The 22480-nt window shown below is 69.3% G+C and carries 19 protein-coding genes, 2 tRNA genes and 1 pseudogene; 12 read left to right on the forward strand and 10 right to left on the reverse strand.

Annotation, left to right across the window (positions count from 1 at the left end):
• Positions 1–91: 91 nt before the first annotated feature.
• The 8 genes from JYK04_RS21835 to rpmH form a co-directional block, all read right to left on the reverse strand.
• On the reverse strand, positions 92–1192 hold the full coding sequence (locus JYK04_RS21835; protein ID WP_189737984.1) for a ParB/RepB/Spo0J family partition protein: 1101 nt from the start codon (positions 1190–1192) through the stop codon (positions 92–94).
• Entirely contained in the window at positions 1189–2277 is a 1089-nt protein-coding gene (locus JYK04_RS21840) for a ParA family protein (RefSeq protein ID WP_189737987.1), read from the reverse strand. Before JYK04_RS21840 ends, JYK04_RS21835 begins: the two co-directional genes overlap by 4 nt.
• Positions 2278–2553: 276 nt before the next feature.
• Entirely contained in the window at positions 2554–3270 is a 717-nt protein-coding gene (gene rsmG / locus JYK04_RS21845; protein ID WP_030755365.1) for a 16S rRNA (guanine(527)-N(7))-methyltransferase RsmG, read from the reverse strand.
• Between the two features lie 136 nt (positions 3271–3406).
• Entirely contained in the window at positions 3407–3919 is a 513-nt protein-coding gene (locus JYK04_RS21850; protein ID WP_030008408.1) for a Jag family protein, read from the reverse strand.
• A 15-nt stretch (positions 3920–3934) separates the two neighbouring features.
• Entirely contained in the window at positions 3935–5038 is a 1104-nt protein-coding gene (gene yidC / locus JYK04_RS21855) for a membrane protein insertase YidC (RefSeq protein WP_189737990.1), read from the reverse strand.
• A gap of 3 nt (positions 5039–5041) precedes the next feature.
• Positions 5042–5323, reverse strand: a complete 282-nt coding sequence (yidD, locus tag JYK04_RS21860; RefSeq protein ID WP_076043740.1) for a membrane protein insertion efficiency factor YidD — start codon at positions 5321–5323, stop codon at positions 5042–5044.
• Positions 5320–5694, reverse strand: a complete 375-nt coding sequence (gene rnpA, locus JYK04_RS21865) for a ribonuclease P protein component (protein ID WP_078851074.1) — start codon at positions 5692–5694, stop codon at positions 5320–5322. Before rnpA ends, yidD begins: the two co-directional genes overlap by 4 nt.
• Before the next feature lie 21 nt (positions 5695–5715).
• Positions 5716–5853 (reverse strand): 50S ribosomal protein L34, encoded by a 138-nt coding sequence (gene rpmH / locus JYK04_RS21870; RefSeq protein WP_008741645.1) that lies wholly within the window; start codon positions 5851–5853, stop codon positions 5716–5718.
• A 958-nt stretch (positions 5854–6811) separates the two neighbouring features.
• Between rpmH and dnaA the strand changes: the two are divergent.
• The 11 genes and pseudogenes from dnaA to JYK04_RS21925 form a co-directional block, all read left to right on the forward strand.
• A pseudogene (gene dnaA / locus JYK04_RS21875) lies at positions 6812–7957 on the forward strand (chromosomal replication initiator protein DnaA); the annotation flags it as partial.
• An 876-nt stretch (positions 7958–8833) separates the two neighbouring features.
• Positions 8834–9964, forward strand: coding sequence for a DNA polymerase III subunit beta (gene dnaN, locus JYK04_RS21880; RefSeq protein ID WP_030956769.1), 1131 nt, complete (start codon positions 8834–8836; stop codon positions 9962–9964).
• Positions 9965–10209: 245 nt separating this feature from the next.
• A complete protein-coding gene (gnd, locus tag JYK04_RS21885) occupies positions 10210–11085 on the forward strand; it encodes a phosphogluconate dehydrogenase (NAD(+)-dependent, decarboxylating) (RefSeq protein WP_033214929.1) in 876 nt (291 codons plus the stop codon).
• Positions 11086–11167: 82 nt separating this feature from the next.
• The gene (gene recF, locus JYK04_RS21890) at positions 11168–12304 is read left to right on the forward strand and encodes a DNA replication/repair protein RecF (protein ID WP_189737996.1); all 1137 of its coding nucleotides are present in this window, start codon (positions 11168–11170) and stop codon (positions 12302–12304) included.
• On the forward strand, positions 12301–12834 hold the full coding sequence (locus JYK04_RS21895; protein WP_030008414.1) for a DciA family protein: 534 nt from the start codon (positions 12301–12303) through the stop codon (positions 12832–12834). The genes recF and JYK04_RS21895 overlap by 4 nt, the downstream gene beginning before the upstream one ends.
• Before the next feature lie 280 nt (positions 12835–13114).
• Entirely contained in the window at positions 13115–15139 is a 2025-nt protein-coding gene (gene gyrB, locus JYK04_RS21900; RefSeq protein WP_189737999.1) for a DNA topoisomerase (ATP-hydrolyzing) subunit B, read from the forward strand.
• Positions 15140–15182: 43 nt separating this feature from the next.
• Entirely contained in the window at positions 15183–17801 is a 2619-nt protein-coding gene (gene gyrA / locus JYK04_RS21905) for a DNA gyrase subunit A (RefSeq protein WP_189738002.1), read from the forward strand.
• A gap of 87 nt (positions 17802–17888) precedes the next feature.
• Positions 17889–18437 (forward strand): DUF3566 domain-containing protein, encoded by a 549-nt coding sequence (locus JYK04_RS21910; RefSeq protein ID WP_229875351.1) that lies wholly within the window; start codon positions 17889–17891, stop codon positions 18435–18437.
• A 118-nt stretch (positions 18438–18555) separates the two neighbouring features.
• Positions 18556–18629 (forward strand) — tRNA-Ile (locus JYK04_RS21915).
• 144 nt (positions 18630–18773) lie between these two features.
• Positions 18774–18908: a DLW-39 family protein gene (locus tag JYK04_RS21920; protein ID WP_208809277.1), complete on the forward strand. Its 135-nt coding sequence runs from the start codon at positions 18774–18776 to the stop codon at positions 18906–18908.
• Between the two features lie 122 nt (positions 18909–19030).
• Positions 19031–20341: a hypothetical protein gene (locus JYK04_RS21925; protein WP_229875353.1), complete on the forward strand. Its 1311-nt coding sequence runs from the start codon at positions 19031–19033 to the stop codon at positions 20339–20341.
• On the opposite strand, the gene JYK04_RS21930 is transcribed toward JYK04_RS21925, so the two are convergent.
• Positions 20328–21623, reverse strand: a complete 1296-nt coding sequence (locus tag JYK04_RS21930) for a serine/threonine-protein kinase (protein ID WP_189738012.1) — start codon at positions 21621–21623, stop codon at positions 20328–20330. The two genes, JYK04_RS21925 and JYK04_RS21930, sit on opposite strands and share 14 nt — an antisense overlap.
• A 47-nt stretch (positions 21624–21670) precedes the next feature.
• A complete protein-coding gene (locus tag JYK04_RS21935; RefSeq protein WP_189738015.1) occupies positions 21671–22219 on the reverse strand; it encodes a helix-turn-helix domain-containing protein in 549 nt (182 codons plus the stop codon).
• 162 nt (positions 22220–22381) lie between these two features.
• Between JYK04_RS21935 and JYK04_RS21940 the strand changes: the two genes are divergently transcribed.
• A tRNA-Ala gene (locus JYK04_RS21940) sits at positions 22382–22454 on the forward strand.
• Positions 22455–22480: the final 26 nt, after the last annotated feature.

A 22480-nucleotide genomic window follows, 5' to 3' on the forward strand; every position in this document is an offset into this window, starting at 1 on the left:
TATCCACTGGTCCATCGTTCTTCGACAGCAAAGCGAAGGGGCGGACCGCACCGGTTCACACCGCTGCGATCCGCCCCTGGCCGGCTGGGGATCACTCCCCGGCAAGACCCTGATCCAGCACCCGGCCTTCGCCCGGCGCCAGCGTCCCCAGAATCCGCTCCAGATCCTCCATCGAGGCGAACTCGACAGTGATCTTGCCCTTCTTCTGACCCAGATCCACCTTCACCCGCGTCTCGAACCGGTCCGACAACCGGGTCGCCAGCTCGCTGAGCGCCGGAGCCACCCGGGCACCCGCACGCGGACCCTTCGGCTTCACCGCACTCGACGGCTCCGAGGCCATCAGCGTCACGATCTCCTCGACCGCACGCACCGACAGGCCCTCGGCCACGATCCGGTGCGCCAGCTTGTCCTGCTCCTCGGAGTCCTCCACCGAGAGCAGCGCACGGGCGTGTCCGGCCGACAGCACACCCGCGGCCACCCGGCGCTGCACCGAAGGGGACAGCTTGAGCAGCCGCAGGGTGTTCGACACCTGGGGACGCGAGCGCCCGATCCGGTCGGCCAGCTGGTCGTGGGTGCAGTTGAAGTCCTTGAGCAGCTGATCGTAGGCCGCGGCTTCCTCCAGCGGGTTCAGCTGAGCCCGGTGCAGGTTCTCCAGCAGCGCGTCCAGCAGCAGCTTCTCGTCGTCCGTCGCCCGGATGATCGCCGGAATGGCCTCCAGCCCGGCCTCGCGGCAGGCACGCCAGCGCCGCTCACCCATGATCAGCTCATAGCGGCCGGGGGCCGACTGCCGCACCACCACCGGCTGGAGCAGTCCCACCTCCTGGATGGAGGTCACCAGCTCGGCGAGCGCGTCCTCGTCGAACACCTCACGCGGCTGACGCGGGTTCGGAGTGATCGCGTCCATCGGGAGCTCGGCGAACGTCGCGCCCGCCACTGCATTGCTCTCGGTCTCGGGCTCGATCTCGGGCTGGGGCTCGGCCACCGGGGCGACCGCGAGCGATGTTTCACGTGAAACATCGGCCTGTACGAGCGCAGCAAGCTTCGCCGCCGCGACCCCCCGCTCCGAAGCCAGTGTCGGCACCGCCGACGGGGAAGCCGAACCGGTGCTGATCACCGGCGGCGTCTTCTCCTGCGGAGCCGCGGGAATCAGCGCACCGAGCCCCCGCCCAAGACCCCTACGTCGCTCACTCACTGGATCCCCTCCGCCACACTGTGCGTGTTGTTGCTGCCCGGGCCCAGATGGGCGTGCCGAGCGTCGTACTGAATGCCGACCCCCCGATACGCGATCTCTCGCGCTGCCTCCAGATAGGAGAGGGAACCGCTGGAACCCGGGTCGTACGTGAGCACCGTCTGCCCGTAGCTCGGCGCCTCGGAAATGCGCACCGACCGGGGGATGCTCGTCCGCAGCACTTCCTTGCCGAAGTGGCTGCGCACCTCCTCCGCCACCTGCGAGGCCAGCCGTGTCCTGCCGTCGTACATCGTCAGCAGGATGGTGGACACGTGGAGCGCAGGGTTGAGGTGAGCCCGCACCAGATCGACATTGCGCAGCAGCTGACCCAGGCCCTCCAGTGCGTAGTACTCGCACTGGATCGGGATCAGCACCTCCGCGCCGGCCACCAGCGCGTTCACCGTCAGCAGGCCGAGCGAGGGCGGGCAGTCGATCAGGATGTAGTCGAGGGGCTGGTCGTACGCCTGGATCGCCCGCTGGAGGCGGCTCTCGCGCGCCACGAGCGACACCAGCTCGATCTCCGCACCCGCCAGGTCGATCGTGGCGGGGGCACAGAAGAGACCCTCCACGTCCACCACCGGCTGGACGACCTCCAGCAGCGGCCGGCTGTCCACGAGCACGTCGTAGATGGACGGCACGTCGGCGTGGTGGTCGATACCCAGCGCCGTGGACGCGTTGCCCTGCGGGTCGAGGTCGATCACCAGGACCCGTGCACCGTGCAGCGCGAGTGAGGCCGCCAGGTTCACGGTCGTCGTGGTCTTGCCCACGCCGCCCTTCTGGTTGGCGACGACGATGACCCGGGTCTGATTCGGCCGGGGCAGCCTCTCACCGGCGCGCCCCATTGCCTCGACCGCCTGCTGGGCGGCTCGGCCGATGGGGGTGTCGTTGTCTACAAGAGGCGGAGGCAATGTTTCACGTGAAACATCCTCACCCGCCGGTTCAGAGCGGGGACCGGGGACCGGATCGGCCATGGGCCCCGCGAGGTTGGCGTCGGACCGCACGGTGTCACTCTCCTCGACATCAGGCTCGCGATGAACAGAGCCTCCCATGTCACCCGGGTCGCGAACCAGCGGGGCCCGTACTCCTGTGGATGAATCCACCGATGTGGACAACTCTGTCCCCCTTGCGTCCTTGCGTTCGCGAGGGGACGCAGCCGCACGACCGCGGCTGATGATTCCGTGCAGCAGAGAGCGACGTTTCACGTGAAACACGATGCCCGGAGGGAGTCTCCCGGCCGCTACGACACTCCGAAATCCATACCTATAGGGCCCAACACGGATGAAATCTCCCGTGTGGGCCCCGACCGCCGGCGAATCCGCGGAGGATTACCGACGTCGGCGGGTGCGCCCCACCCGGGCCGCCTTAGCCCGCTTGGCCGCGAACCTCACCCCTCCAGGGCTCTCCCCGACCTCGACCCGCACCACCGTCGACAGCGGGTCCACCAGACCCTCGCCCACCTGCAGCACCGAGGTCTTCACCACACCCAGCTTCGCCAGCGCCGTCTTCGCCGACACCAGCTCCTCGTCCGCGGTGTCGCCCTTCAGCGCCAGCATCTCGCCGTACGGCCGCAGCAGAGGCACACCCCAGCCGGCCAGCCGGTCCAGCGGAGCCACCGCCCGCGCCGTCACCACGTGCACCGGCTGCAGCTTGCCCAGGACCTCCTCGGCCCGCCCGCGCACCACCGTGACGTGGTCGAGGCCCAGCAGCTCCACGGCCTCCTGGAGGAAGGTCGTACGCCGCAGCAGCGGTTCGAGCAGCGTGATCTTGAGATCCCGCCGCACCAGAGCGAGCGGGATACCGGGCAGACCCGCGCCCGAGCCCACGTCGCACACGGTGACGCCCTGGGGCACCACCTCCGACAGCACCGCGCAGTTCAGCAGGTGCCGCTCCCACAGACGCGGCACCTCACGCGGCCCGATCAGGCCCCGCTTGACTCCTGCGTCCGCCAGCAGCTCCGCGTACCGCACAGCTTCCGGGAAAAACTCACCGAACACCGCGCGCGCCTCTTCAGGCGCCGGGGGAAGCTCAGCTGCCTCCGTCACGGGGACCGTCCTTCCGTACCGCATGGTTCTGAAAAACCACGTCTTCAAGATGAGGCGTCGTTCACCTGTCAGGCCAGGCTGACAAACATCGGCCCCGCCTGCGACACAGACGGGGCCGAACAACTCGTGCCGACGATCAGGCCGGGAGCACAACGACGAAGCGCTGCGGCTCCTCGCCCTCGGACTCGCTCCGCAGACCGGCGGCCGCCACGGCGTCGTGGACGACCTTCCGCTCGAACGGGGTCATCGGGGCCAGCTTCAGCGGCTCGCCGGACGCCTTCACGTCCGCCGCGGCCTGGGCGCCCAGCGCCGCCAGCTCCTCGCGCTTCTTCGCGCGGAACCCGGCGATGTCCAGCATCAGCCGGCTGCGGTCCCCGGTCTCCCGGTGCACGGCGAGGCGGGTCAGCTCCTGCAGAGCCTCCAGAACCTCACCGTCGCGGCCCACGAGCTTCTGCAGATCACGGCTGGCCGAGTCACTGACGATCGACACCGCGGCCCGGTCGGCCTCGACGTCCATGTCGATGTCGCCGTCCAGGTCGGCGATGTCCAGCAGACCCTCGAGATAGTCGGCCGCGATCTCACCCTCCTGCTCGAGGCGGGTCAGGGTGTCGCCACTCTCAGCGGCGGCGGTGGTGGTGCCTTCCGTCACGGGAGGGACTCCTTCTTACTTCTTGGGAGCGGGCTTGGTGGGGGTCTGACGCTGCGCCTTCGACTGGCGCTTCGGCTGCTGCCGCTTCGCGGCACCGCCGCTCGCCGCATCCGAGTCCGCCGTCGCCTCGACACTCTTGATCACAGAACCGTCGGGCTGCGCGGCCATGCCCTGCTTGGTGAGGGCGGCGATGAACTTGCGCTCGTTGTCGTTGCGGTCCGGGCCCTTGGCGACGATCGCCGCGACGACCCGCTTCTTGCCCCGGCCCTTGAGCTCACCGTGCGAGCTGATCTGCTTCAGCAGGCGGGTCAGGTACTGGTCCTGGGCCTTGCTGCCCGGCGTCGGGTTCTGGTTGATCACGTACATCTGCTGACCCATGGTCCACACGTTCGTGGTCAGCCAGTAGACGAGAACACCGACAGGGAAGTTGATGCCCATGACCGCGAAGATCACCGGGAAGATGTACATCAGCATCTTCTGCTGCTGCATGAACGGCGTCTTGACCGAGAGGTCGACGTTCTTCTGCATCAGCTGACGCTGGGTGTAGAACTGCGACAGCGACATCATGATGATCATGACGGCGGTCACGATCCGGACGTCCGTCAGGGTGGCGCCGAGGGCGGCGACCTTCTCCGGGCTGTCCATGAACTTCGCGGCGATCGGCGCACCGAAGATCTTGGCCGCACGGGCACTGTCGACCAGCTGCTGGTCCATCGCGCCGACCGGCTTGCCATCGGCGATGTTCGACAGCGTGTGGTACAGCGCGAAGAAGAACGGGGACTGCGCCAGGATGGGCAGGCACGAGGAGAGCGGGTTGGTACCCGTCTCCTTGTACAGCTTCATCATCTCTTCGGACTGACGCTGCTTGTCGTTCTTGTAGCGCTCCTGGATCGCCTTCATCTTCGGCTGGAGCGCCTGCATACCCCGCGTCGCCTTGATCTGCTTCACGAAGAGCGGGATCAGACAGATACGGATCAAGATCACTAGGGACACGATGGACAGGCCCCAGGCCAACCCACTCGACTCACCGAAGATCGCCCCGTACAGCGAGTGGAACTGGACGATGATCCACGAGACGGGGTAAGTGATAAAGCTGAACAGACTGGCAATCGTGTCCACTAATCAGGCTCCTTGAGCATTGCGAGATCTACGCAACGCACTGCGCAGCTGCTCGTGCCAACGCGGGCGTTTACGGGGTGGGACGTGGTCCACGCCACCCGGGGACCACGGATTGCACCGCAGGATCCGCCAGGCGGTCAGGGCCGTCCCCTTCACCGCACCATGCCGGTCGATGGCCGTGTACCCGTAGTGCGAACACGACGGGTAGTAGCGGCACACCGGCCCGAGCAGCGGACTGATCGTCCACTGGTACAGCTTGATCAAAGCGAGCAGCGGGTACTTCATCGAGCCACGCCTCCCAGGAGCCGCACCAGAGCGGCATCCAGGTCCCGGGCCAGCTCGTCGGGGCCGGCATCACCCGCTCCGGGCAACGCGCGTACCACCACCAGGCTACCGGCGGGCAGCTGAGACAGCCGCTCGCGGACCAGATGGCGCAGACGGCGCTTGACCCGGTTACGTACGACGGCGTTGCCGACAGCCTTGCTGACGACGAAACCCGCACGCGACGAGGGATCGATCTCCCCCGACTCGTGCGGGTCCGTTGCACCGCTTGTACGTAGATGGACGACGAGGAGCGGGCGACCAGCCCGGCGACCTCGGCGTACCGCGCTCGCGAAGTCCTCGCGCCGCCTCAGCCGATTTTCGGGAGACAGCACGACGTCACGACCTGCGTGTTGTTACGCGGAAAGGGCGGCGCGGCCCTTGCCACGACGGTTCGCGAGGATCGCGCGACCGGCACGGGTACGCATCCGCAGGCGGAAGCCGTGGGTCTTGGCACGACGGCGGTTGTTCGGCTGGAAGGTGCGCTTGCTCACTCGGGGGCTCCAGAGAATGAATCGTTGTGGCGGGACATCGCCTGGCTGTCACCGTGCGCCCACGAGGAAACTCGCGTGTTCGCCCGAGTGGCACCGCTAAATGATCACTATCAGTGACCTTCGCCCATCGGTAGGCAGGCGGCAGCAGCCATCGACAACTCGACCTCGTTACGGTACGCGCGGCTACGCCATCCGGTCAAACCGAGCCTACGTGGCCCCACACTGTGCACAGGCTGTGGACAACGACTTGAACCGTACCCGCTGGCCTGACTACCGTTGCCTGACCCCGGATTTTTTGTCCCGACCGTCCCAAAGAACCACACATTCGTGGGACCCCTGTGAGAGAGCGTGCTCTGTGGCTGACGTACCTGCCGATCTTGCCGCAGTGTGGCCAAGGGTGCTCGAAAAGCTCCTCGGGGAGGGACAGCCGGGGATCGAGCCCAAGGACAAGCAGTGGGTCGAGCGGTGCCAGCCCCTGGCACTCGTCGCCGACACCGCACTGCTGGCCGTCCCCAACGAATGGGGCAAGCGCGTCCTCGAAGGCCGCCTCGCCCCGCTGATCAGTGACGCGCTCAGCCGTGAGTGCGGCCGCCCCATCCGGATCGCCATCACCGTGGACGACTCCGCCGGCGAGCCCGCGCCCCCCGCCCCGCCCGTCCAGCAGCAGGGCGGGTACGAGCCGTACGGCGGCCAGCGCCCCGGCGACGACCAGCTCCCCACCGCGCGCCCGGCCTACCCGGACTACCAGCAGCAGCGCCCCGAGCCCGGCGCCTGGCCCCGCGGCGGCCAGCAGGACGACTACGGCTGGCAGCAGCCGCGCCTCGGCGGTTTCCCCGAGCGCGACCCCTACGCGTCCCCGCAGCCCGGCTACCTCCAGCAGCCCGAGCCCTCCGGCTACGACCAGAGCTCCTACGAGCAGCAGAAGTACGAGCAGTCCCCGTACGAGGCCCAGCAGCACCAGCCCCATCAATACGAGCAGCAGCAGTACGAGCAGCCGGCGCCGCGCCAGGCCCCCGGCCGGTCCGCGGCGCCGTCCCCGTCCGGCGGCTCCACGTCGGGCCCGCTGGAGCCGACCGCGCGGCTGAACCCCAAGTACCTCTTCGACACCTTCGTCATCGGCGCCTCCAACCGCTTCGCGCACGCGGCCGCGGTGGCCGTCGCCGAGGCACCCGCGAAGGCGTACAACCCCCTCTTCGTCTACGGGGAGTCGGGCCTCGGCAAGACGCACCTGCTGCACGCCATCGGGCACTACGCGCGGAGCCTCTACCCCGGCACCCGGGTGCGGTACGTGAGCTCCGAGGAGTTCACCAACGAGTTCATCAACTCCATCCGCGACGGCAAGGGCGACGCGTTCCGCAAGCGCTACCGCGAGATGGACATCCTGCTCGTCGACGACATCCAGTTCCTCGCGAGCAAGGAGTCGACGCAGGAGGAGTTCTTCCACACCTTCAACACGCTCCACAACGCCAACAAGCAGATCGTGCTCTCCTCCGACCGGCCGCCCAAGCAGTTGGTCACCCTGGAGGACCGGCTCCGCAACCGCTTCGAGTGGGGCCTGATCACCGACGTCCAGCCGCCCGAGCTGGAGACCCGTATCGCGATCCTGCGCAAGAAGGCCGTCCAGGAGCAGCTCAACGCCCCGCCGGAGGTACTGGAGTTCATCGCCTCCCGCATCTCGCGCAACATCCGCGAGCTGGAGGGGGCGCTGATCCGGGTCACGGCGTTCGCGAGCCTGAACCGGCAGCCGGTCGACCTGGGCCTCACCGAGGACGTCCTGAAGAACCTGATCCCGGGCGGCGAGGACAGCGCGCCGGAGATCACCGCCTCCGACATCATGGCGGCCACCGCCGACTACTTCGGTCTGACCGTGGACGACCTGTGCGGCTCCTCGCGCAGCCGGGTCCTGGTCACCGCCCGGCAGATCGCCATGTACCTGTGCCGGGAGCTCACAGACCTCTCGCTGCCCAAGATCGGGGCGCAGTTCGGCGGCCGCGACCACACGACCGTCATGCACGCGGACCGCAAGATCCGCGCTCTGATGGCCGAGCGCCGCTCCATCTACAACCAGGTCACCGAGCTCACCAACCGCATCAAGAACGCCTGAGCGCGGCCCCCCGACACCCGGTTCGGGGCCGCTCCAGGGCCCCTTCAAACGCATCCAGAGGGCGCTCCCGGTCCACAACGGGGGCGCCCTTCTTCGTTCGCGCGCCCCTGACCTGTTCGAATACGCCCCCCGTGGACCAACTCATCCACAGATTGGGAGACTTTCTTCCGTCCACACCCTGGGGACGGGTCCCGTCACCCACAATCTGTCCACAGGCGTGCGGGGTGAGGCTCCATCAGGGCTGGTCAGCCCCCTGTGGAATTGTGCACAAACGTCATCCACAGGCTGTGGACAAATATTTCGTCCACAGCCCTGTCCACGGCGTTGTCCACCGTCGGCCCACAGGTTTCCACGTCCTGTGCACAGGATGCGCGGGCTTCTCCACACCCTTGTCCACTGTTCGGCAACACACCACCCCCTCTCACCACCCGGAGTGAAAGCCGTCACACGGATGTAGACGTTTGGGTTGTGGAGTACCGGGGGAAAGCTGGGGACGCACCTGTGGAGTAATCGGGGTCACCTGGGGACAGCCTGTGCAGAACTTTTCGTTCTCCACAGGGACACGGGGTTGTCCACCGGTGCCACCCACAGGGTCGGTGGATAAAAAACCGGGGTTGACCTGCGAGAACGGGCTTATCCACCGTTTCCACAGGCCCTACTACTACCCCCATAGAGAGTTAGGCCGGTTTCGGTTTTCAAGCGGGTCCTGTGCACAACTCGTCGATCGCCCGCCCCGACGCCTCGCTCCCGACTTGACCGCCGGCCGCACCGAGTGTCGGCGCCGTACGTCAGACTGGTCCCCGGCATCGGTCGAGGCATCGACGAGCCGACGACGAAGGCCGGCAGACGAGCGAGCAACAGCAGGAGGCGGTTCCGGTGAAGATCCGGGTGGAGCGCGACGTACTCGCGGAGGCGGTGGCCTGGGCGGCCCGTAGCCTCCCGGCCCGGCCGCCGGTGCCCGTTCTCGCGGGCCTGCTGCTCAAGGCCGAGGAGGGCACGCTGAGCCTCTCCGGCTTCGACTACGAGGTCTCGGCCCGGGTCTCGGTCGAGGCGGACGTCGAGGAGGACGGCACCGTCCTGGTCTCCGGCCGGCTGCTCGCCGACATCTGCCGCGCCCTCCCCAACCGCCCGGTGGAGATTTCCACAGACGGTGTACGGGCGACCGTGGTCTGCGGCTCCTCGCGATTCACACTCCACACCCTGCCTGTGGAGGAGTACCCGGCACTGCCGCAGATGCCGACCGCGACCGGCACCGTGGCCGGTGAGGTCTTCGCCTCCGCCGCCAAGCAGGTGGCCACCGCCGCCGGCCGTGACGACACGCTGCCGGTGCTCACCGGTGTCCGCATCGAGATCGAGGGCGACCGGGTCACCCTGGCCTCCACCGACCGCTACCGCTTCGCGGTCCGCGAGTTCCTGTGGAAGCCGGAGAACCCGGACGCGTCGGCCGTGGCCCTGGTGCCCGCCAAGACGCTCCAGGAGATCGCCAACTCGCTGACCAGCGGTGACACCGTCACCCTGGCGCTGTCCGGCTCCGGAGCCGGCGAGGGCCTGATCGGTTTCGAGGGCGCCGGCCGCCGCACCACCACCCGGCTGCTCGAAGGCGACCTGCCCAAGTACCGGACGCTGTTCCCGACGGAGTTCAACTCGATCGCCGTGATCGAGACCGCGCCCTTCGTCGAGGCCGTCAAGCGCGTCGCCCTGGTGGCCGAGCGCAACACCCCGGTCCGCCTCAGCTTCGAGAAGGGCGTGCTGATCCTGGAGGCCGGCTCCTCCGACGACGCACAGGCTGTGGAAAGGGTCGACGCCCAGCTGGACGGCGACGACATCTCGATCGCCTTCAACCCGACCTTCCTGCTGGACGGCCTGAGCGCGATCGCCTCCCCGGTGGCCCAGCTCAGCTTCACCACGTCGACCAAGCCCGCGCTGCTCAGCGGCCGCCCGGCGATCGACGCGGAGGCCGACGAGGCCTACAAGTACCTGATCATGCCGGTGCGACTGTCCGGCTGACGTTCCACCTGTCGACGTCGGGCCCGGTCTCGCACGCAGCGGGACCGGGCCCGACGTCGTCCACAGGCTGGGGAGGGTGCCGGGAAAACCCGTGAACCCGGACCGGCCGCCATGGAGCGCCCGCAGGGCCCGCCGCCACGGCCCGGCGTAGGCTCGGATCCGGTGGGCGACCCCCCGCGCGTCCGGCGAGGACACGGCCGGGGAAGCCCCGGCAAAGACGGCCACAACGCTTAAGGAACCACCTGATGGAGCTTGGTCTCGTCGGTCTCGGCAAGATGGGCGGCAACATGCGCGAGCGCATCCGCCGCGCAGGCCACACCGTCATCGGATACGACCGCAACCCGGACCTCGCGGATGTCCACAGCCTGCAGGAGCTTGTGGACAGCCTGCAGGCCCCCCGCGTCGTGTGGGTCATGGTCCCGGCCGGTGCGGCCACCCAGTCCACGGTCGACGAGCTCGCCGAGCTGCTGTCGCCCGGTGACATCGTCGTCGACGGCGGGAACTCCCGCTGGACCGACGACGAGAAGCACGCCGAGGAGCTGAAGGCCAAGGGCATCGGCTTCGTCGACTGCGGTGTCTCCGGCGGCGTGTGGGGCCTGGAGAACGGCTACGCGCTCATGTACGGCGGCGCCGCGGAGGACGTGGCCCGCGTGCAGCCCGTCTTCGACGCACTCAAGCCCGAGGGCGAGTTCGGCGCCGTGCACGCCGGCAAGGTCGGCGCGGGCCACTTCGCGAAGATGGTCCACAACGGCATCGAGTACGCCATGATGCAGGCCTACGCCGAGGGCTGGGAGCTCCTGGAGAAGGTGGACTCGGTCACCGACGTCCGCGAGGTCTTCCGCTCCTGGCAGGAGGGCACCGTCATCCGCTCCTGGCTGCTGGACCTGGCCGTGAACGCCCTCGACGAGGACGAGCACCTGGAGCAGCTGCGCGGCTTCGCCCAGGACTCCGGCGAGGGACGCTGGACGGTGGAGGCGGCGATCGACAACGCCGTGCCGCTGCCCGCGATCACCGCGTCGCTCTTCGCGCGCTTCGCCTCGCGGCAGGACGACTCCCCGCAGATGAAGATGATCGCCGCGCTGCGCAACCAGTTCGGCGGCCACGCGGTCGAGAAGAAGTAGCACTCCGCACCAGAGCGGCACAGCCGTACAGCCGCACAGCACCACAGCGAGTAGTTGGAAAGCCGGGGGAGGTCGGCGCCGTATGCACGTTTCGCATCTCTCACTGGCCGACTTCCGCTCGTACGCCCGGGCCGAGGTTCCCCTCGACCCGGGCGTCACCGCTTTCGTGGGCCCCAACGGCCAGGGGAAGACCAACCTCGTCGAGGCGATCGGCTACCTCGCGACCCTCGGCAGCCACCGGGTCTCCTCGGACGCCCCGCTCGTGCGGATGGGCGCGGACCGGGCGATCATCCGCGCGGCCGTCACCCAGGGCGAGCGGCAGCAGCTGGTGGAGCTGGAGCTCAATCCAGGCCGGGCGAACCGGGCCCGGATCAACCGTTCCTCGCAGGTCAGGCCGCGGGACGTGCTGGGGATCATACGGACGGTGCTGTTCGCGCCGGAGGACCTGGCGCTGGTCAAGGGCGACCCGGGCGAGCGGCGGCGGTTCCTGGACGAACTGGTCACGGCGCGCTCGCCGCGGATGGCCGCGGTCCGCTCCGACTACGAGCGGGTGCTCAAGCAGCGCAACACCCTGCTGAAGTCGGCGGCGATGGCCCGCCGGCACGGCGGCCGCTCCCTGGACCTCTCCACCCTCGACGTGTGGGACCAGCACCTCGCGCGCGTGGGCGCGGAGCTGCTCGCGCAGCGGCTGGACCTGATCGCGACCCTCCTCCCGCTGGCGGACAAGGCCTACGAGCAGCTCGCGCCCGGCGGCGGTCCGCTGGGGCTGGCGTACAAGTCCTCGGCCGGCGAGCCGGTGGACAGCGGCGCGGCGCGCACCCGCGAGGCCCTCTACGAGGTGCTGCTGGCCGCTCTGGCCGAGGTGCGCAAGCAGGAGATCGAGCGCGGTGTGACCCTGGTCGGCCCGCACCGCGACGACGTGGTGCTGCGCCTCGGGGAGCTGCCCGCGAAGGGGTACGCGAGCCACGGGGAGTCGTGGTCGTACGCACTCGCGCTGCGGCTGGCCTCCTACGAGCTGCTGCGCTCGGAGGGCAGCGAGCCGGTGCTGATCCTCGACGACGTGTTCGCCGAGCTGGACGCGCGGCGCCGGGAGCGGCTGGCGGAGCTGGTGGCCCCCGGCGAGCAGGTACTGGTGACGGCGGCGGTCGACGACGACGTCCCGGGGGTGCTGGTGGGAACGCGGTTCGGGGTGTCCGGCGGTGAGGTGACCCGGCTGTGAACGAGCACGCCAAGGACCCGCAGGAGGGTCGCAGGACCCCGGAGGCCTCCGGGGTGGACCTGGCGCGCCAGGCCCTCGCGGCGGCGCGCGAGCAGGCGCGGGCCCGGGGCAACGCGGCCGGCGGCAAGAAGCGCCAGCAGCCGGGACTGCGCTCGGGAGCCCGCGCGGACGGCCGGGACCCGATGCCGCTCATGGCGGCGCTGGACCGGCTGCGCACCGAACGCGGCTGGGAGATGCCGATGGCGGTGGCGGGCGTGATGGAGCGCTGGCCGGAGATCGTCGGCCCGGAGATCGCGGCCCACTGTGAACCGGAACGCTACGAGGACCGTGAGCTTGTCGTGCGGTGCGATTCCTCGGCGTGGGCGGCGCAGCTGAAGCTGCTGGCTCCGCAGCTGGTCGCGCGGCTGAACGCGGATCTGGGGCAGGGCACCGTACGCCTGATCAAGGTCCAGGGGCCCGGCGGACGGCCGAAGGGCTACGGGCCGTGGCGGGCGCCGGGCAGCAAGGGACCGGGCGACACCTACGGGTGAGTAGCCGGTTCGGCGGGTGGTGTCCCTCACGGTAGTCGGAGGTTGACAGCCCGAAGGGCTGGATGCCCGTGTGAGCCTCTTTGAGCCCCTCCCCGGATGTGGGGAGTCGGAGAGAGGAGGTTCAGGGCGGCACATGCGGACTCAGGTACCGGCAAACCCCCATTCATGTCCGTGGTACCGGTAGACTGAAGCGAATCCCGCCGGTTCGCGGGATCACGCAGACAACGCAGATCGACGCGGCCGCTCCCGCCGGCGCACTTGCTGGTCCGGAGTAGGGGCTGTGCTGTGCCAGAAAGGGCGCTTCGTGGCCGATTCCGGCGACTCCAACGAGAAGAATTACGACGCCAGTGCGATCCAGGTCCTCGAGGGCCTGGACGCGGTCCGCAAGCGGCCGGGTATGTACATCGGCTCGACGGGTGAGCGTGGTCTGCACCACCTCGTCTACGAGGTCGTCGACAACTCGGTCGACGAGGCGCTGGCCGGACACGCGGACACCATCGACGTGACGATCCTCGCCGACGGTGGGGTGCGCGTGATCGACAACGGTCGCGGTATCCCGGTCGGCATCGTTCCGTCCGAGGGCAAGCCGGCCGTCGAGGTCGTCCTGACGGTCCTGCACGCGGGCGGCAAGTTCGGCGGCGGCGGCTACGCCGTCTCCGGTGGTCTGCACGGCGTCGGCGTGTCCGTCGTGAACGCCCTGTCGACCAAGGTCGCGGTCGAGGTCAAGACGGACGGCCACCGCTGGACGCAGGACTACAAGCTGGGCGTGCCGACGGCCCCGCTGGCCAAGAACGAGGAGACCGCCGAGACGGGCACCTCGGTCACCTTCTGGGCCGACGGCGACATCTTCGAGACGACCGAGTACTCGTTCGAGACGCTGTCGCGGCGCTTCCAGGAGATGGCCTTCCTCAACAAGGGCCTGACCCTGTCGCTGACCGACGAGCGCGAGTCGGCGAAGGCCACGGCGGGTGCCGACGACCCGGACGCGGACGCGTCCGAGCCCCAGGCGCGCACGGTGAAGTACTACTACGAGGGCGGCATCGTCGACTTCGTGAAGTACCTCAACTCGCGCAAGGGCGAGCTCATCCACCCGACCGTCATCGACGTCGAGGCCGAGGACAAGGAGCGCATGCTCTCGGTCGAGATCGCGATGCAGTGGAACTCGCAGTACACGGAGGGGGTCTACTCCTTCGCGAACACGATCCACACCCACGAGGGCGGTACGCACGAGGAGGGCTTCCGTGCGGCCCTGACGGGTCTGGTGAACCGTTACGCGCGCGACAAGAAGCTGCTGCGCGAGAAGGACGACAACCTCGCCGGCGAGGACATCCGCGAGGGTCTGACGGCGATCATCTCGGTCAAGCTGGGCGAGCCCCAGTTCGAGGGCCAGACGAAGACCAAGCTGGGCAACACGGAGGCCAAGACCTTCGTGCAGAAGGTCGTCCACGAACACCTCAACGACTGGTTCGACCGCAACCCGGTCGAGGCGGCGGACATCATCCGCAAGTCGATCCAGGCGGCCACGGCGCGCGTCGCGGCCCGCAAGGCCCGTGACCTCACCCGTCGCAAGGGTCTGCTGGAGAGCGCCTCGCTGCCGGGCAAGCTGTCCGACTGCCAGTCGAACGACCCGACCAAGTGCGAGATCTTCATCGTCGAGGGTGACTCGGCCGGTGGCTCCGCGAAGTCCGGCCGCAACCCGATGTACCAGGCCATCCTGCCGATCCGCGGCAAGATCCTGAACGTCGAGAAGGCCCGTATCGACAAGATCCTCCAGAACACCGAGGTCCAGGCGCTGATCAGCGCCTTCGGTACCGGTGTGCACGAGGACTTCGACATCGAGAAGCTCCGCTATCACAAGATCATCCTGATGGCGGACGCCGACGTCGACGGCCAGCACATCAACACCCTGCTGCTGACCTTCCTCTTCCGCTTCATGCGGCCGCTGGTCGAGGCCGGTCACGTGTACCTGTCGCGCCCGCCCCTCTACAAGATCAAGTGGGGCCGGGACGACTTCGAGTACGCGTACTCGGACCGCGAGCGCGACGCGCTGGTGGAGCTCGGCAAGCAGAACGGCAAGCGGATCAAGGAAGACTCGATCCAGCGCTTCAAGGGTCTGGGCGAGATGAACGCCGAGGAACTGCGCGTCACCACCATGGACGTGGACCACCGTGTCCTCGGCCAGGTCACCCTCGACGACGCGGCACAGGCCGACGACCTGTTCTCGGTGCTGATGGGTGAGGACGTCGAGGCGCGGCGCTCCTTCATCCAGCGCAACGCCAAGGACGTCCGCTTCCTCGACATCTGAGTCGGCTCCGCTGACCGCCGCCTGAAAGGACTTCTGACCAGCAATGGCCGACGAAACCACCCCCACCGCAGAGAACGCCGCGGAGGAGCAGCCCGTGCTGCGCATCGAGCCCGTCGGGCTCGAGACGGAGATGCAGCGCTCCTACCTCGACTACGCGATGTCCGTCATCGTCTCGCGCGCCCTGCCGGACGTGCGCGACGGCCTCAAGCCGGTGCACCGCCGCGTGCTGTACGCGATGTACGACGGCGGCTACCGGCCCGAGAAGGGCTTCTACAAGTGCGCCCGCGTCGTCGGCGACGTCATGGGCACCTACCACCCGCACGGTGACAGCTCGATCTACGACGCCCTGGTCCGGCTGGCCCAGCCGTGGTCGATGCGCATGCCGCTGGTGGACTCCAACGGCAACTTCGGCTCTCCGGGCAACGACCCGGCGGCAGCGATGCGCTACACCGAGTGCAAGCTGATGCCGCAGGCCATGGAGATGCTCCGGGACATCGACGAGGAGACCGTCGACTTCCAGGACAACTACGACGGCCGCAACCAGGAGCCGACCGTCCTGCCGGCGCGCTTCCCGAACCTGCTGGTCAACGGCAGCGCCGGTATCGCGGTCGGTATGGCGACGAACATCCCGCCGCACAACCTCCGCGAGGTCGCGGCCGGCGCCCAGTGGGCGCTGGAGCACCCGGAGGCCACGCACGAGGAGCTCCAGGACGCGCTCATCGAGCGGATCAAGGGACCCGACTTCCCGTCGGGCGCCCTGGTCGTGGGCCGCAAGGGCATCGAGGAGGCGTACCGGACCGGTCGCGGCTCCATCACGATGCGCGCGGTGGTGGAGGTCGAGGAGATCCAGAACCGCCAGTGCCTGGTGGTCACGGAGCTCCCGTACCAGACCAACCCCGACAACCTCGCGCAGAAGATCGCGGACCTGGTGAAGGACGGCAAGGTCGGCGGCATCGCCGACGTCCGTGACGAGACCTCGTCGCGGACCGGCCAGCGCCTGGTGATCGTCCTCAAGCGCGACGCCGTCGCCAAGGTCGTGCTGAACAACCTCTACAAGCACACCGATCTGCAGACCAACTTCGGCGCCAACATGCTGGCGCTGGTGGACGGCGTGCCGCGCACGCTGTCGATCGACGCGTTCATCCGCCACTGGGTGACGCACCAGATCGAGGTCATCGTCCGGCGCACGAAGTTCCGCCTGCGCAAGGCGGAGGAGCGCGCCCACATCCTGCGCGGTCTGCTCAAGGCGCTGGACGCGATCGACGAGGTCATCGCCCTGATCCGGCGCAGCAACACGGTCGAGATCGCGCGCGAGGGCCTGATGGGCCTCCTGGAGATCGACGAGATCCAGGCGAACGCGATCCTCGAGATGCAGCTCCGCCGCCTGGCGGCCCTGGAGCGGCAGAAGATCGTCGCCGAGCACGACGAGCTCCAGGCCAAGATCAACGAGTACAACGCCATCCTGGCCTCGGAGGAGCGCCAGCGCTCCATCGTCAGCGAGGAACTGGCGGCGATCGTCGAGAAGTTCGGCGACGACCGGCGTTCCAAGCTGGTGCCCTTCGACGGTGACATGTCCATCGAGGACCTGATCGCCGAAGAGGACATCGTCGTCACGATCACGCACGGCGGCTACGTCAAGCGCACCAAGACCGAGGACTACCGCTCGCAGAAGCGCGGCGGCAAGGGCGTGCGCGGCACCAAGCTGAAGCAGGACGACCTGGTCGACCACTTCTTCGTCTCCACCACGCACCACTGGCTGCTCTTCTTCACCAACAAGGGCCGGGTCTACCGGTCCAAGGCGTACGAGCTGCCGGACGCCGGCCGCGACGCCCGCGGGCAGCACGTGGCGAACCTGCTGGCCTTCCAGCCGGACGAGAAGATCGCCCAGATCCTCGCGATCCGCGACTACGAGGCGGCGCCCTACCTGATCCTGGCCACCAAGGGCGGCCTGGTGAAGAAGACGGCGCTCAAGGACTACGACTCGCCCCGTTCCGGCGGCGTCATCGCGATCAACCTCCGGGAGACCGGAGCGGACGGCGCCGACGGCGCTGCCGACGAGCTGATCGGCGCCGAGCTGGTGTCCGCCGAGGACGACCTGCTGCTGATCAGCAAGAAGGCGCAGTCGATCCGCTTCACGGCCACCGACGACGCGCTGCGCCCGATGGGCCGCGCCACCTCGGGCGTGAAGGGCATGAGTTTCCGTGAAGGTGACGAACTGCTCTCCATGAACGTTGTGAGGCCGGGTACGTTCGTCTTCACCGCGACCGACGGCGGCTACGCCAAGCGGACGCCGGTCGACGAGTACCGCGTCCAGGGCCGTGGCGGTCTGGGTATCAAGGCCGCCAAGATCGTGGAGGACCGCGGTTCGCTCGTCGGGGCGCTCGTGGTCGACGAGAGCGACGAGATTCTCGCCATCACGCTCGGCGGTGGTGTGATTCGCACGCGCGTCAACGAAGTCAGGGAGACCGGCCGTGACACCATGGGCGTCCAGCTGATCAACCTGGGCAAGCGCGATGCCGTGGTCGGCATCGCCCGGAACGCCGAGGCCGGTCAGGAAGCTGACGAGGTCGAGGCCGACGAGAACGACACCGAGGTGGCCGACGGACAGGCCGCCGAGGCCGCCGAGGGCACGCAGCCCTCGGCCGGGGAGCACGAGGAGTAAGTCGTGAGTGGAGCCACGGGCGCCGGACCGGCCAAGACTGGAGCGAACGGTGCCCGTGGCCCTGCCGCGGACTCCCAGGGGGGAACCGTGACGGACACCCGAGGTCCGAAGCCGTCGGTCGGCGCGGACGCCGGCCAGGACAAGCCCGCACAGCCGTACCACCCGCCGCAGGCCTACCCGGCGCCCACGGGCCCCGGGACGGCTCAGGGCGGCCCGGGAGCGGGCGCGCAGCGCAAGCCGCGCACGGGGGTCCGTACGGCCCCCCGCACGCGCAAGGCGCGACTGCGGGTGGCCAAGGCCGACCCGTGGTCGGTCATGAAGGTCAGCTTCCTGCTGTCGATCGCGCTGGGCATCTGCACGATCGTGGCGGCGGCCGTGCTGTGGATGGTCATGGACGCGATGGGCGTCTTCTCGACCGTCGGCGGCACGATCAGCGAGGCGACCGGTTCGAACGAGGGCAACGGCTTCGACCTCCAGTCGTTCCTGTCGCTGCCGCGCGTGCTGATCTTCACGTCGGTCATCGCGGTGATCGACGTGGTGCTGGCGACGGCACTGGCGACGCTGGGTGCGTTCATCTACAACCTGTCGGCGGGCTTCGTCGGCGGTGTGGAGCTCACCCTCGCCGAGGACGAGTAGGCCCTCCGTCCGGGCGCCCGCGACGGGTCGGATGACCTGCGCAGACGCCCCCGGGCAACGGATTTTGGCCTGACCGGGTCTGTGCGCTAATCTTCAGGAGTCAGCGCGCAGCGCGGATGGGGCTATAGCTCAGTTGGTTAGAGCGCATCCCTGATAAGGATGAGGCCACAGGTTCAAATCCTGTTAGCCCCACAGTGTCGAAGACCCCCAGGCCAAGGCCTGGGGGTCTTTGTCGTTGGGCCAGTTGGTGGACCGCCAGGTCACCGATCGGTATCGGTCGGTGTGTATTGTTGGGCGCCAGAAGTCCCCTACGTCAACGAAAGACGAGGTCGCGCGGTGAAGAAGCTGCTCCTGGTCGCACTGGCCGCCATCGGCGGGCTCCTCGTGTACCGCCAGATCCAGGCGGACCGCGCCGAGCAGGACCTGTGGACGGAGGCAACTGACTCCGTGCCCTCTGGTTCCGGTGTGTGAGACCCAAGGCTGATCGCATGAAGCCCCGGCTGCCGCTGCGGCCGGGGCTTTGTGCTGCTCTGTGACGAAAAATTCCGTTATGTAAAGATTTGGCTTGCGCGAGCAAACTCGGGGTGGGCGTGATGGTGCGGGGACGGACGACGGCGTGGGCGGCGGCCCTGGGCCTGGTGGCGGGAGCGCCGGGAGCCGCGTACGCCGACGGGGCCGCGCCCGGCCCCCTCCCGGCCTACCGGGCCGCCGACGGCGCCCGGGCGATCGAGGGCAGGCCCTCCACGGCCGACGCCCCGCAGATCGAGGCCGGCAACGTCTACCGGGACACGCTCGGGCCGGGGGAACGCGTGTACCGGCTCGTCCTCGACAAGGACGACTCCGACGTCTACGTCTCCGCCGTGGTCCGCCCGGCGGCGGGCGCGAAGGTCTCCGGCGGCGACGGCATCCACGTGGAGATCATGACCACCGCCGGGCGCTCCTGCCCCCGCAGCGGCGGCCGGGCGAACTTCGGCTACGACCCCTACCCGATCAGCGCCGCCGGTGTCCGCAGGGGCGCCGAGGACGAGGACTGCGCGCCCGCGGGCGTGTACTACGCCAAGGTCACGCGGACCTCGGCCAAGGGCTACGACCAGAGCCCCTGGCCCCTGGAGATCAAGGTCCAGCGGGAGCCCGGCCGCGGCCCGGGCGGCCCCACCGCCGCGCCGGGCACCTGGCCCTCCGGCGCCCCCGTGCTGCCCGGCACCGAGGCGGTGCCCCGCAGCGGCGGCACCGGCTTCAACGACGCCCGCGCCCTGGGCGCCGGTGTCTGGCGCGACGAGATGCGGCCCGGGCAGACCCGTTTCTACCGGGTCCCGCTGGATTGGGGGCAGCAGCTGGGCCTCGGCGCCGAACTGGCCGCCGCGAAGATGACGAAGACCTACGGTTCGGCCTCGGGCGGGCTCACCGTCTCCCTCTACAGCCCGTACCGGGGCCTGATCTCCGACAAGGACACCTCGTACGACGGCAAGCAGGCCGGGATCACCCTGGAGAAGACCCCGCCCGTCGCGTACGAGAACCGCTTCGCGAGCGACTCGAAGGTGCAGCCCGTCTCCCTCGCGGGCTGGTACTACGTCGCGGTGACCATGGGCGCGAAGGTCGCCGACTTCACCGAGGACGCGGCGCCCGTGCCGCTGACCCTGCGCCTGGACGTCGCCGGTACGCCGGCCAAGGCGCCCGCGTACAAGGAGAGTCCGGCCGCGGGAGGCTTCGGGGTGGGCGACGAGGACCGGGCCGCGGCCAAGGAGGGGCTCACCGCCCCGGAGGCCGCCGAGGCCGCCGAGCGGCACTCCACGATGCGGATCGTGGCGGGCGCCGGATTCGGCACCGGGACGGTCCTGCTGCTGGTGCTGGGCGGCTGGACGCTGCTCGGCCGGGGCCGGGGGCTCGGTCCTACAGCCGGGTGAGGGCCCAGACCCCCACCGCGAAGCAGAGCAGCGCCGCGGCGAGCAGGGAGGCCACCGCCTTCGCCGGGGGCGGTGCGATCCCGCCGCCCGCCCGGACCGGCGCCCCGGCAGGGGCCGAGGGGACCGGCGCGGCCGGTGCGGCCGGCGGCGGCAGGTGGAAGCTGCCGGTCTCCGAGGGCCCGTACGCGGGCACCCGGGCCGGGACGGCGGGGGAGCCGGGGACGGCCGGTGCGGCGGCAACGGCCGGATAAGGGGCCGTCGGCGCGGGCAGGGCCACCGGAGCGGTCCGTGCCGTACCGCGCGGGTCGGTCCGGAGGGGCTCCGCGGGCACCGTGACGGAGGCGGAGGACCCGGGTGCCGGGGCTCCGGCGGCGGGCGCCGGTGAGGCCCCGGCCGCCGTGCTCGGCGGGCCCTGCGGGCCGAATCCGGTAGGCAGCGGGCCGAGTTGGTCGAACACCTCCACCGGCTCCTCGTCCGGGGCGGGCGGCGGCAGCAGTTCCACGGCCTCGGCAAGGGCCTTGCGCGCCCCTGTGGCCGTCCGGAAGCGGTTTCGGGGGTCCGGCTGCAGGAGGCCGGCGATGACGTCCCAGAGCGGTGCGGGAACGCCTTCGGGGGCGCCGGGGGTGCCGTGCGCGAGGAAGTGCTCCACCAGCGCCCGGGAATCGGGCTTGCGGCCCTGGAGCAGGTACAGGGCGACCAGCCCCACGGCGAAGAGGTCGGCAGGGAAGTCGGGCTCGGCGCCCAGGAGTTGCTCGGGGGCGAAATAGCCGGGCGTGCCGACCACGACGTCGGTCTCGGTCAGCCGGGGCTCGCCCTTGCGCATGGAGATGCCGAAGTCGGACAGCCGCAGGTGCGGCCGCCCGGTTCCGGTGGCCTCCATCAGGATGTTGGCCGGTTTGATGTCGCGGTGCACCACGCCCTCCGCGTGCACCGCCGCGAGCCCCGACAGGAGCTGGTCGAGCAGGCCGCACACGAACCGGGGCGGCAGGGGCCCGTAGTCCCCGATCACATGGCCGAGCGAGCCGCCGCCGACCAGGTCCATGGTGAACAGGACCTTGTCGTCGTCGGCCGCCCAGCTGGCCGGAGCCAGTACGTGCGGATGGTCGATCCGCAGCGCCTGCTCCCGTACGAACCGCAGCAGCGTGTGGGCGTCGCTCTGCAGGAGGACCTTCGCGGCCACATAGCGCCGACGGCGGTGGTCCCAGGCCCGCCACACGGCACCGGCGCCGCCGCGTCCGATCGGATCGATCAGCTCGTACCGGCCGGCGAAGACCTCACCCATCGCTGCGCCCGTCCTCCCCCGTCACCCGTCGTCCGCCCCCGTGCGTGTCAGTTCTGGTGGGCCTCGTAGTGGGCGACCGCGTCGGCGGTGCGGCCCGCGCCGTACACCCGGAGGAACTCTGCCAGTTCCGGGTGGCTGGGGGCGAGGCTGTTCGCCGCGTCGATGATGTCGCCGGCCGCGGAGACCGAGCGCAGCAGCGACTGGATCTCGCGGACGACCCGCTTGACCGTGGGTGCGCCGGAACTGGTGGTGGTCTGACCGCTGTTGCTGAGGACGGATCCTCCCTGGGTCTTCTTGATCTCGTCCATCCGGTCGGTGGCCTCCCCCGCGCTGACGCTTCCGTCGGCCACCTGGCCGGCGAGATCCTGGAGGGCCTGGACGCGCTGGACCACGGCCGGGTTCCCGATCTTGGCTCGCTGGCCGCTCATCAGCTGGGACAGCATGGGCGCCGACAGTCCGAGGACGGCAGCGAGGCGGGCCTGGTTCAAGCCGAGGTCATCTATGAGCCGGCGGAAGAGCGCTCCCAGCGGCTCCCCGTACCAACTGCGCTGAAGTTCTCTGGCTCTGGCCGTGGCCTCTTGTTGTACTGCGTCCACTCTTACTACTCCCCTTCGCTGGTGCGAACCTCGCGAGCATCTTACGGAGAGTGGTCGCACGGCGGGAGTCCCTATCATTTTGCGAGATGAGGGGGTACACCCGGTACTCTGTTCTGCGGAACGACCACACCTCCCGCACGGGACGGGTGCGTCCACTTCCACGGGGCCTTAGCTCAGTTGGTAGAGCGCTGCCTTTGCAAGGCAGATGTCAGGAGTTCGAATCTCCTAGGCTCCACAGCACAAATGCCCTCCGACCTGCGG

Origin of the sequence: Streptomyces nojiriensis, from assembly GCF_017639205.1 — a bacterium.
GTDB classification, from domain to species: Bacteria; Actinomycetota; Actinomycetes; order Streptomycetales; family Streptomycetaceae; genus Streptomyces; species Streptomyces nojiriensis.

Excerpts from the sequence above, each read along its gene's own strand:
- JYK04_RS21840 (WP_189737987.1), bottom strand. The coding sequence starts at position 2,277 with ATGGGAGGCTCTGTTCATCGCGAGCCTGATGTCGAGGAGAGTGACACC.
- yidD (WP_076043740.1), bottom strand. The coding sequence starts at position 5,323 with ATGAAGTACCCGCTGCTCGCTTTGATCAAGCTGTACCAGTGGACGATC.
- gnd (WP_033214929.1), top strand. The coding sequence starts at position 10,210 with ATGGAGCTTGGTCTCGTCGGTCTCGGCAAGATGGGCGGCAACATGCGC.
- recF (WP_189737996.1), top strand. The coding sequence starts at position 11,168 with ATGCACGTTTCGCATCTCTCACTGGCCGACTTCCGCTCGTACGCCCGG.
- gyrA (WP_189738002.1), top strand. The coding sequence starts at position 15,183 with ATGGCCGACGAAACCACCCCCACCGCAGAGAACGCCGCGGAGGAGCAG.
- JYK04_RS21925 (WP_229875353.1), top strand. The coding sequence starts at position 19,031 with ATGGTGCGGGGACGGACGACGGCGTGGGCGGCGGCCCTGGGCCTGGTG.
- JYK04_RS21930 (WP_189738012.1), bottom strand. The coding sequence starts at position 21,623 with ATGGGTGAGGTCTTCGCCGGCCGGTACGAGCTGATCGATCCGATCGGA.